Source organism: Hydrogenophaga sp. (assembly GCF_041633695.1).
GTDB lineage: Bacteria > Pseudomonadota > Gammaproteobacteria > Burkholderiales > Burkholderiaceae_C > Hydrogenophaga.
On the sequence record NZ_JBFJMY010000494.1, the window covers coordinates 1 to 2,855 of the forward strand.

The following is a 2,855-nucleotide window of genomic DNA, read 5'->3' on the forward strand; positions in this document are numbered from 1 at the left end:
CCGCCGTGCCGGGCGCCGCAGCCGCCATTGCGGCACGGGGCACGCCGGTGCTGGTGCGCGTCAACCAAGCCTGGGAGATGGCTGCGCTGGACATCGACGTGGCCGTTGGCCCGGCTGTGCGCGCGCTGGTTCTGCCCAAGGTGAACGATGCCGCCACGGTGCAGGCCGTGGTCGAACGCTTGGACCGGCTCGAGGCCCAACGCGGCTTGCCCGCAGGGCACACCCGCCTGATCGCGCTGATCGAAGATGTACAGGCCTTGCCAGCACTCGACGAGATCGCGGCCAGCACGCCGCGCATGCTCGGCATGATGCTCGGCCCCGAAGACTTTTCGGCCTCCGCCGGCATGGCGCCGGTGCGCGAGACCTTGATGTTGCCCAACCAGCTGGTGCAGTTCGCTTGCCGCCGCGCCGGCATTCTGCCCTTTGGCTTTCCCGGTTCGATCGCCGACTACGGCGACGCCGAGGCCTTCGCACAGACCATCCGGCTCGCGCGCCAGCTCGGCTTTGTGGGTGGCCTGTGTATCCACCCCGCGCAGGTGGCGGTGATGAACACCGGTTACTCGCCTTCGGACGAGGACATTGCTCAAGCACGCGGCGCCATCGAAGCCTTCGAGGCTGCCGAGCGCGAAGGCCATGGCGCGGCCGAATACCGCTCGAAGATGGTCGATCTACCCGTGGTGGTGCGCGCGCGGGAAACCCTGCGCCGTGCCGCCACCCCCACCCCCCATTGAATACAACAGGAGACAATTCCATGAACACCAACAACACCGTGTACGACGCGGTCGTGATCGGCGCCGGCGCAGGCGGGCTCAGTGCAGCCGCACGTTTGGTGGCCGCTGGCCGCAAGGTATTGGTCGTCGAGAACCTGGGCCGCGTGGGCGGCCGCGCCTCCAGCGAGCAGATCGACGGCTTCACGGTCAACATTGGCGCCATCGCGATCGAACTCGGCGGCGTGTTCGAAGAGACCTTCGACTTGCTCAACGTGCCGCTGGACCTGCGCGTGCCCAGTCCTGCGACCGTGTTCCTGATCGATGGCAAGGTCATCAACGTCGCCAAGGGTGGCTGGGGCATGCTGCTGGGCACCTTCACCAAGCAGGCGGCCAAGATCGGCACCAAGTTCGCCGATGCGCGCGCAGGCGATCTGCCCGAGGCCAAGATGAGCACCAAGGAGTGGCTCAGCGGGTACACCAAGAACGAGACCGTGCACGCGATCTTCCGCAACCTCTGCGCCGCGATCTTCGCCGCCAACGACGACGAGGTGCCCGCGCGCGCCTTCCTCACCTACTTCGCGGTGAAGGGTGCGTTCAAACGCTTCGGCTTTTGCCCACGCGGCACCGTGGGCTTGTGGAACGACCTGGCCGACGGCATCCGTAACGCGGGCGGCGAGATCTGGCTCGACGCACCGGTGACCGAACTGCACACGCAGGACGGCCTGACCACCGGCGTCACCGTCATGAAAGACGGCGTGGCCACACGCGTGCAGGCACGCACGGTGATCAGCAACATCGGCCCCCGCGCCACGGTCGATTTGCCCGGAGGCGAAGCCTTCGGCACCGAGTACCTGGCGCTCGCACGCACCGCACCCAAACCATCGGCCAACATCGTCATCAACTTCGCGACGCAAACGCGTCTGGTCGACGTGCCTGGCCTGGTCACTTTCGGCAAAACGCGCCGTCTGTGCAACATGGGGGAGCTCACCGCCACTTGCCCCGAGCTCGCACCCGCCGGTTGGTACCAGTACGTGGCCTACGCGGTGCCGCGTCCGGCCATTGGTGATTTCAACGAGGAGACCGAAATCGAAGCCTCGCTACAGGATTTGCGCGACGAGTTCCCAGGCTTTGCACAAGCAAAGATGCTGTCGGTGCGTGTGATGCGCGACGCTTGGCCGGCCCAGCGTTCCTGCGCCGGATTCGACATGCCACAAACCACCCCGTTGGCCAATCTCTGGCACGTGGGCGATGCCGTGAAAGATTACGGCGACGGTGGCACCCAGGCCTGCGCCTACACCGGGCGTGAAGCCGCGCGCCAGGCCGAAGCCCACCTGGACGGCGCTGGCTTGGTGGCGGCAGCGTGATGGAGCAGGGATTGAAGCAACAGGTTGGCAACGCCCGGGCGCTGCTGGGGCATTTGCGCCCTTTGTTCGAAGCCGGTGTTGCGGCACTCGCGCAGGCCTGCGCTCGGGGAGGCCAGTTGGATGGCCCATTGCTGGACGAACAACAAGTGGCGACCTTCGAAATCGCCTGGGCCAGCGCCGATCTGCTCGCGGCCGAGACCGCGCTGGCGCGCCTCGACCCCGGCGGCGATGCGCTGCAATCGCAGCTGGCACTGATTTTCGCGGTGGACGCGATCGCCGCGCTGTTGCCGCGCCTGGAAGCGCTGTACATCGAGCTGGGCCTGCCGTTGGAACCGTTGCAGCAACTGGGCGCCGATGCAGCCTGGGCCACGTTGCGCGGCGCGGCCTGTGGCAAACAAGCGCTCACGGCAGCGGGCCGTGCGCTGGTCGCCGCTGGTGATGGGGTGGAGCTGGGCAGCGTGTCGCTCGACCAATCGGTCGTCATGGCGCAGGACGCGTTCCGCCGCTTTGCTGCCGACGTGGTGGCACCGCAGGCGGAGGCGATTCACCGGCACGATCAGACCGTGCCCGAATCGCTGCTGCAACCCATGCGCGACATGGGCGTGTTCGGTCTGTCGATCCCCGAGTCGCATGGCGGCACCGGGCCGCACGAGGGCGAGGACGCCACCATGCTGGTGGTGGTCACCGAGGCCTTGTCAGAAGCCTCCCTGGCCGCCGCCGGCAGCCTGATCACCCGGCCCGAGATTTTGAGCCGGGCGCTCATGAGCGGTGGCACCGCCGA

General features: G+C 67.3%; 3 protein-coding genes. All 3 read left to right on the top strand.

Annotated features, from left to right (window positions below):
- Positions 1-731, top strand: a 731-nt coding sequence (locus tag ABYB95_RS20655) for a CoA ester lyase (protein ID WP_372661308.1), incomplete at its 5' end; no start/stop codon positions are given.
- Positions 732-751: 20 nt separating this feature from the next.
- On the top strand, positions 752-2,074 hold the full coding sequence (locus ABYB95_RS20660; RefSeq protein ID WP_372661311.1) for a phytoene desaturase family protein: 1,323 nt from the start codon (positions 752-754) through the stop codon (positions 2,072-2,074).
- A gap of 11 nt (positions 2,075-2,085) precedes the next feature.
- Positions 2,086-2,855: acyl-CoA dehydrogenase family protein (locus ABYB95_RS20665; RefSeq protein WP_372661314.1), on the top strand; the 770-nt coding region annotated here is incomplete at its 3' end.

Excerpts from the sequence above, each read along its gene's own strand:
- ABYB95_RS20660 (WP_372661311.1), top strand. The coding sequence starts at position 752 with ATGAACACCAACAACACCGTGTACGACGCGGTCGTGATCGGCGCCGGC.